The organism is Nocardiopsis listeri NBRC 13360 (genome assembly GCF_001570765.1).
Classification (GTDB): Bacteria; Actinomycetota; Actinomycetes; order Streptosporangiales; family Streptosporangiaceae; genus Nocardiopsis; species Nocardiopsis listeri.
The window spans coordinates 1-7,100 of sequence record NZ_BCSH01000115.1 but is presented as its reverse complement, the minus strand read 5'-3'; the positions used below and the strand labels follow the sequence as shown (position 1 = coordinate 7,100).

Sequence of the window (7,100 nt, the reverse complement as noted above, 5' to 3'; positions counted from 1 at the left end):
GAGGAACCAGACGAAGTCACTCGCTACCGGAACCTTTTCAACCACCTCGTGAGCAGGTCACTCAATGTCGACGAGAGCCTGACCTACCTACGCGAGATAGCCAAAGCACCCTGAGAGAGCACCTGTGAACATCATCCTTAACTCCGATGCCCTCGACTTCCGTACCTCTAGCTACAGCGACCGAAGCAACTGTGTCGCCGTCGCCGACCTTCCCGGAGGCGCCGTGGTCCGCGACTCCAAGCACCCTGAGCGCGGCCACCTGCCGTTCCCCGGGATGGAGTGGATCGCCCTGCTGCGCACCGCACGTTCGTAGGCGAGCGAGGGAGCCCCCTCGGCGCGGGCTCCCTCCCCCTATCTCCACGGGCCCAGCGCCTCAGATTGCCACGTATGAAGCAGGGCAGCCACAACGCTCGGCTGATCCAGATGCACGTTGTGTCCCGCACGGTCCAGAACGGCGATCGTTGCTCTGGGGTAGTTCGCTGAGAGTGCGAGCTGGTCTTCAAAACCCACCACGTGGTCTTGCCTACCAGCGACGATGAGAGTCGGCCCCTCGAAGCTCTCGAACCGCTGCTCGGGCAGTGGCCCATCGACCATGTAGTCGGCTTCCAGCTGGACCATCGCGCGTCGATCAGCTGCTCGGATGCCGGGCAACGCAGCATCTCGGAAGCGCTCCCAGTTTTCCGAATTCTGTACTACCGCCATCTCCGCGAACGCATAAGATCCCACCTTGGGAAGAGTCTTCAACAATCCCGGGGCGCTCTCCAAGATCTCACGCTGCGGCAACGTCCGATGTTCAGCACGAGGATCCACGACGGGAGCCAGCAACGCGATCCCATAGATCTGCGACTTGCGTCGCGCGACCAGTTCACGCGCGATCAAACCACCGAGCGAGTTGGCCAGGATGGCGAATTTCCTCGAACCTATTTCCTCGCTCACGACGGAATCGACCCAGTCGATCAGATCGGGCAACCCACCTGGTGGGGCCAAGGGCGGCACCCCTCCGAAACCAGGCAGGTTCAGGTATATTCTTTCCCAGCGACCATCTTCGTTCAGCGCCTCGTCCAGGGGAAGTAACAACCGATGATCCACACCATTACCGTGGATACACAGAATCGGCGCACCCTCTCCTCGACGAACGATAGCAGCAGGGGCGTTAGTCATAATTCCATGATAGCAAGAGCGTTTCCTCGCCCTTGCCCCGCCGAAAAATTTCACACCACCTCAAGGACTCGCAAGCGCTGTCGATCATCCCACCGAGGGGACGAAAGTCAGGTCAGCGGAAAAGAATGGCTCCAGGAAGCTCACCGGCTTCGACATCGGCCTGGTCAATGGACATCCCGCAGTAGCGGCCGACCGCAGAGAAGACCGCTGGTGGAAGCTTGGACAGGTACTTCTCCCGAAGCAGGCCTGCCTCCTCCCAGGCCATCCCCGACGTGGACGGGAAGACCGCACCGGCTTCTTGGAGTGCGGCATCCAGTTCTGACCCACAACCGGTGTCCTCCCCGAACTCCGCTCTGGCGATGGGACCTTCAGGAGTGGCGTGCAGAAGGCGGGAAGGCGGGATATCCGCGTTGACACTCACACAGATGGTTTCCACTCCTGCCAGGGCCGACATCGGAGGCCCTCCACCATGGTGCAGATACCAGGTAGCCCTCCCCCAATCCTCCAGTACGTATACCCATTCACCACAGGTCCCGTACATGGCATAGTGGACTTCCCAGGGTTTCATCCCATCGGGAAGAGCCACCGAAGACAGATCTTTGTACGGATGGCCTTCATCGAACTGGAAGGGTTCTGCACCAAGACAGATGAGGAGATCTCCCACGTCGATGTCGCGGGCCACGGTAAGGGATATGCCACCAAGCATCCCACGGCGACCGCCGGTCGGACCCTGGTTGTTGTGTTCACCGATCCATCGGATTCCATCACTCATACGACAACGATAATCGTCATTGAATGCTTTCCACCTGGCCTGCGGAAGGAAAAAGGCAAGCGCGGTGTGGGTGATCTCGCGCTTCGGTCAGGTCAGCAGCACGAACAGTGCAGGGGGCCGCCCTCGGTGGCACGTGTTCGCCGTTGGCGATTGACCTCCAAGAAGGTGCAAGTGGCATGTGCCGAACGGAACGGCTTCGAATCGGACGTGGTTGCCGAGAGCCACTGGTCCCTCGCTAGTCACTACAGCTCTGTCAGAAGCGCCTCACCTGCTCGGCGGGCGTGCTCGGTCTGGTCGGTCACCCTGCCTCGGCACCTGGCCCTCAAGACCCTGTTCGCGCAGACCCACAGCCGACTGAGTTTGCCGTCACGGCAGGCGAGGTCAGAGACCAGCCGCTCTGTGATCTCCTCTGCGAAGTCGGGGACCCGGAACGCCGACTCCCACAACTTCGCTGCGTCCAGGCCTCGGGGCATCAGGCCCCAGCTGTCCCAGTCCAGGAGGGACAGGCGGGGCGCGGTCAGGTTCGCCCAATGCAGGTCTCCGTGGCCGATCACCCAGCGAGAGACGGTCGTGTCGATCGAGGCCCCGAAGGCTTCACGGATGGAGCGTTCGATGTCGTCCTGGACGAGGGAGACACGATCGGTGACCGTACGGGCCAGACCCTCCAGAGCTGCGGATAGCTCCTCCCACCACTGGTCGCTCAGCTCGGGAGCCTTGTCCAGCGTGTAGGTGGTGGAGACCACCGGTTCGCCGATAAGTGTCATCTCCTCGGCGCGGCAGACGAGGCCACCGCTCATCCAGTGCACCGTCTGGATGAACGACGGCTTGGGCACATCTCGCACGGCCATCGAAGCTTCCAACCCGCTGAACTCGCGGGAGAAGACCTTTGATGGCGCGTGCCAGCTGATCCGTGCCCACGTCCCACGTGCTGTCGGCAAACCCACCGATGGGCGTGAACCACGCCCTACCTGCCGGTCCTCTACGAGTCGGGTACCAAGTCGAGCCGCCGCTGATTCGAGCAGACCCGGCGGCCTGAACCGGGCGTCCGGGCGATGGAGTATCAGGGCGGCGGACACAGGGGTGGGTGCACTCAATCGGTCACCTTTCGAGGTACTCCCTCAGGCTGGCGGCGGCCTGTGCCAAGGAGACCCGGTTCTGATCGCCCGAGACCATGTCTCGAATGGTGACCTCGCCGGACTGCTGCTCTTCGGAACCGAAGATGACGGCGAACCGGGCTTTCTGCGAGTTCGCCCACTGCAACTGCTTGCCGAGCTTGCCGGAGGACCCCAGGTAGGCGCCCACCCGCAGCCCCTGGGAACGCAGTTCACTCGCCAACTTCATCAGCTCGGCCTGACCGCCCAGCACCGTGATGGCGACGTCGAGCCCAACGGCAGGAGTGTCTCCGGCGTCCTGAAGAGCCAGGATGCGCTCAATGCCGATGGAACCGCCACAGGCAGGCATGTCCGGGCCGCCCAACGAGGTGACCAACCCGTCGTAGCGCCCACCCGCCGCGATCGACCCGGGGAAGCCCTCGGCCTCGACCTCATAGATCGCACCGGTGTAGTAGTCCAGGCCCCGTACCATGCGCGGGGCGAACACGGCCCGGTCACCTAGGCTCGCGGTCAGCTCCAGCAGGCTGTCGATCTGGGCGAGACCGCGCTGGCCGCGCTCGCTGGTGGCGAGCTTGGACCGGATCAGGCTTTGGTCGTCGGAAGCAACGTCCTCCGCCAGGCGCTCAGCACTCGTCACGTCCAGCCCGCGCTCATCGACCAACTCCTTGGCCACGGCGCCGGCGCCCACCTTGTCGAGCTTGTCCAGCGTGGCCAAGACCCCATCGCCGTTCTCCTCGGCGACGCCGTAGACCTCCAGCAAGCCACGGAGTGCTTCACGGCTGTTGACGAGGAAGCGGAACCGGTTCACGCCCAAGGCGTCCAGGCTCTCAGCCAGGGCCAGGACGACCTCGGCGTCGGCCAGCGGGGAGGCCGAACCCACCGTGTCGATGTCGCATTGCACGAACTCCCGGAACCGGCCCTCCTGGGGGCGGTCGGCTCGCCACACCGGGCCGATGGCGTAGCGCTTGTAGGGGTTGGGCAGCTTCGCCCCGTGGGTGCCGATGACACGAGCGAGGGGAACCGTGTGGTCGTAGCGCAGCGCCAGGTCGGGCTTGCCGGAGTCCTCGTGCACCCCGCGACGCAGAATCTTGAACAGGAGCTGAGATGCCTCTTCGCCGTACTTGCCGGTCAGCACCTCCAGCCGCTCGAACGCGGGAGTCTCCAACGGATCGAACCCGTACCGCTCGAAGATGTCGCTGACGGTGGCGAACGCCGCCCGGCGGCGACGCAGGTCATCGGCGAGGAAATCCCTCGTTCCAGAGGGAGCTGCTGACTTGGCCATGTGAACGCTACTCCTGCTGTGACTGCACGGTTCCCGGGATCGGCGTCAGACTACTGTGGGTCAGGATCACCGACCGACCAGTCAGGGAAATACCGGGCCAGGAGCTCGACCAGTGAGTCGCGGTCCTCGGAGCTGCCGTGGCCGGTGTGCAGAAGAGGTGTGCCGTCGACGGCCTCCAACTCCTCCCAACCGTTGAGCGAATCCATGAGCGTGCGCACCCCCGTCATCAGGGACAGGGACATCTGCGGCACGATCGCGTCCAAGGCGTGTGCTTGGTAGTAGATCGAGGAGCGCCTGGGCGCGGTCGAGTCGATGCGCTCGGAGTAGTTGACCTCGCTCACCTGCGGATAGCACGAGTCCAGCAGGACCTTCGGCACATCCCACACCGGCATGAAGCAGTCCACCTCACCGGTGCGGCGCTTGGGGTAAGGCAGTGGTCGGCGCCCGTTCATCAGGCAGAACAGCAGTTCGGCCATGACGTCCTCCTGGTTGTAGCCCATCAGGAGGCTGGAGCCACCGATCTCCTTGTTGAGCGCGCGACCTACGAGATTGAGCAACCAGGTCCCGAAGAAGTGCGAGGAGTCGGGCCCGTAGACGGACCTGATCTCGGTCCACAGGGCTTGGGGGGAGGTGCTCATCCCCAGCAGGGCCGCGATGTCCTCCGGGTAGAGGACGCGGTGACCGAACCCGTGCCCTTCACACAGTTCTCGCGCCCGTTCGGCGGCCGAACCCCGCCAGAGCGGGTCCAGGACCACGGTGAAGCACAGCACCTGGTCGGCGGGCAGGTCTCGCGCCGTGGCGTAACGACGCACGCCTTGGACGATGCTGCTGGAGTCACCTCCCCCGGAGATCCCGGCGACCAGTGGGAGATCTACGCGGTGTTCATGGAGGAAGTCCGCGATCTTGTCGAAGACCATTTGGCGGAGCTGGTGGTCATCCACCAGGTGGACACCGTGGACCGAGTCCTTCTCCGCGTACTTGAGGTCGTACATGGCCGCGACCGGCTTGTCCGTGTGCGCATACGTGGTGAAGGTGGGCGGTACCAGTTCGGCGTCGGTGTTGCGCATGCACTGGAGGATGACGTTGCTCGTCTCGGGAATCGCGTCGAGCGTGTGCGAGATGGGAACGGGCCTCAGGCTTCCGTCGCCGGGCACCTCGTAGGCCTGGAACATGGACGGCGGAAAACGGTTCGCGCGCAGCAGATCAGCGAACGACAACGCGTCCTCCTGTGCCAGGGTCCTTGCTCCATTGGCGAAGAGCAGTGTGACCCGTTCCCAGTTACTCACTCAGGGCTCCCTTGTTCCTTTGGGTTGGGTGGACTCGTCGGTCTAGAAGTGAGCGGTCAGGGCGGAGCAGGCCAGGGTCTCCTCCACCCGGGGCACGGTCATCCGGTCCATGCCGATCTGGGGCAGGGTGAGCGTCATGATCCTGCTGAGGTCCGAGGTGTTGAGGGGCATCTGGGTGGTGCTGTCCGTGTCGATGCTCATGTGCGCCTTTCTCTTGGGGTTGTAACCATCGCTTTGACAGGGTTCTGTCTGCCGTCCAACAGGGTTCATACCGTGAATGGTGGTCGGAGTCAGCAGTGTCACGCGGATATTCGAGTTCTCCTATGCGCGTGCACATAACCGCATCGTTCGATTTATACGTGTTTTCGAATCATCCATAACCACCAGCTCGCATGAACAACAAGATGCGGATATATGATTCCACATTCCCCTGACTCACACTGCTAGATTGCGGTTCCGATTGAGCTTTCGAGGCCCGAGGCGCCGCCTGCGGGCAGACGATCACCGTGTCCAAGGATTCGGGTTATCGGAGGCGAAAATAACACTGCCCCACAGAAGGACTGCGACCGCGATCAATTTGAAAACGACTGGGGAACGCCGGTGAATCGATAATTTTGATTACCTCCGGAGAACGACTCTCACCAGAGACTACACACGAGAGGAGGAAGAAACCACGGGTTTCCCGTCATGGAATAAAATAATCCACCCAGAAAGTCACATACGAAATGTTGCCGCCGCCTGCCGCACGAAGTCCTGCGCAGCCGAACCAAAGAGGGCGTGTTCTTCGAATAGGCCGAAGGTTTCGACGTAGAGGGCCACGTCCTGCGTCGAACGGATGAGCAGCGCTCCGGTGAACGTCTCGACGGTGGCCAGATTCTGGTCATAGATGGTGAACGTGGAAAGAGGGCCTTCGGGCGCCGTCGCGGAGTCGAGCGGGAGCACGCCGATCCTGACGTTGGGCAGCTCCGAGAGCGCAGCGATGCGTTCAAGCTGCACGGACATCTCTCCCTTACTGCACAGGGGCCATCTGAGCGCCTGCTCGGTGAGGAGAAAAGTGAAGTTCTTGCTGGTGTCGTACAGGATAGACTGGCGCTCGAACCGCCTCATCAATGCGCGTGTGTGGTCTCCGGGCAGGCTCGCCAGGCTCGCTCTGGCGTACTCCGGGGTCTGGAGCAACCCCGTGATCATGGCCGGGAGGAAGTAGCGGAAGTCCGATGACGTCGCTTCGAGGGTGGCCAGCTCCGCCTGTTTGTGGTGCAGGCCTCGACGCAGTGAAGCACGCCAGTTCTGGTATTCGGTGTGGGCGACCCGTGCCAGGGCAGAGATCTCCTCGATCTCTTCCGGGGTCGCTTTGGCCGCCCGGAGGATCCGTTCGACATCGATCGAGGAAGGAACCATTTTCCCAGTCTCGATCTTCGAGATCTTACTCTGGCTCATTCCAGTTCTGAATGCGATGTTCTCACCGGTAAGCCCAGCCCTCTTACGGA

General features: G+C 62.5%; 8 protein-coding genes. 1 reads left to right on the top strand and 7 read right to left on the bottom strand.

Annotated features, from left to right (window positions below):
* Positions 1-124 precede the first annotated feature (124 nt).
* The gene (locus tag NLI01S_RS24640; RefSeq protein WP_067609283.1) at positions 125-313 is read left to right on the top strand and encodes a DUF397 domain-containing protein; all 189 of its coding nucleotides are present in this window, start codon (positions 125-127) and stop codon (positions 311-313) included.
* A 38-nt stretch (positions 314-351) separates the two neighbouring features.
* Here the strand turns inward: NLI01S_RS24640 and NLI01S_RS24635 are convergent, their stop codons facing one another.
* The 7 genes from NLI01S_RS24635 to NLI01S_RS24610 all read right to left on the bottom strand — a co-directional run.
* The gene (locus tag NLI01S_RS24635) at positions 352-1,161 is read right to left on the bottom strand and encodes an alpha/beta fold hydrolase (RefSeq protein WP_067609280.1); all 810 of its coding nucleotides are present in this window, start codon (positions 1,159-1,161) and stop codon (positions 352-354) included.
* A gap of 112 nt (positions 1,162-1,273) precedes the next feature.
* Entirely contained in the window at positions 1,274-1,933 is a 660-nt protein-coding gene (locus tag NLI01S_RS24630; protein ID WP_223809377.1) for a hypothetical protein, read from the bottom strand.
* Between the two features lie 242 nt (positions 1,934-2,175).
* Positions 2,176-2,781, bottom strand: coding sequence for a phosphotransferase (locus NLI01S_RS24625; protein WP_223809376.1), 606 nt, complete (start codon positions 2,779-2,781; stop codon positions 2,176-2,178).
* Between the two features lie 250 nt (positions 2,782-3,031).
* The gene (hisS, locus tag NLI01S_RS24620; protein ID WP_067609272.1) at positions 3,032-4,327 is read right to left on the bottom strand and encodes a histidine--tRNA ligase; all 1,296 of its coding nucleotides are present in this window, start codon (positions 4,325-4,327) and stop codon (positions 3,032-3,034) included.
* 50 nt (positions 4,328-4,377) lie between these two features.
* Positions 4,378-5,613 (bottom strand): hypothetical protein, encoded by a 1,236-nt coding sequence (locus NLI01S_RS24615; protein WP_067609271.1) that lies wholly within the window; start codon positions 5,611-5,613, stop codon positions 4,378-4,380.
* 42 nt (positions 5,614-5,655) lie between these two features.
* Positions 5,656-5,814, bottom strand: a complete 159-nt coding sequence (locus NLI01S_RS26150; protein WP_190318587.1) for a hypothetical protein — start codon at positions 5,812-5,814, stop codon at positions 5,656-5,658.
* 513 nt (positions 5,815-6,327) lie between these two features.
* The coding region (locus NLI01S_RS24610; RefSeq protein ID WP_067609268.1) for a helix-turn-helix domain-containing protein at positions 6,328-7,100 on the bottom strand (773 nt) is incomplete at its 5' end.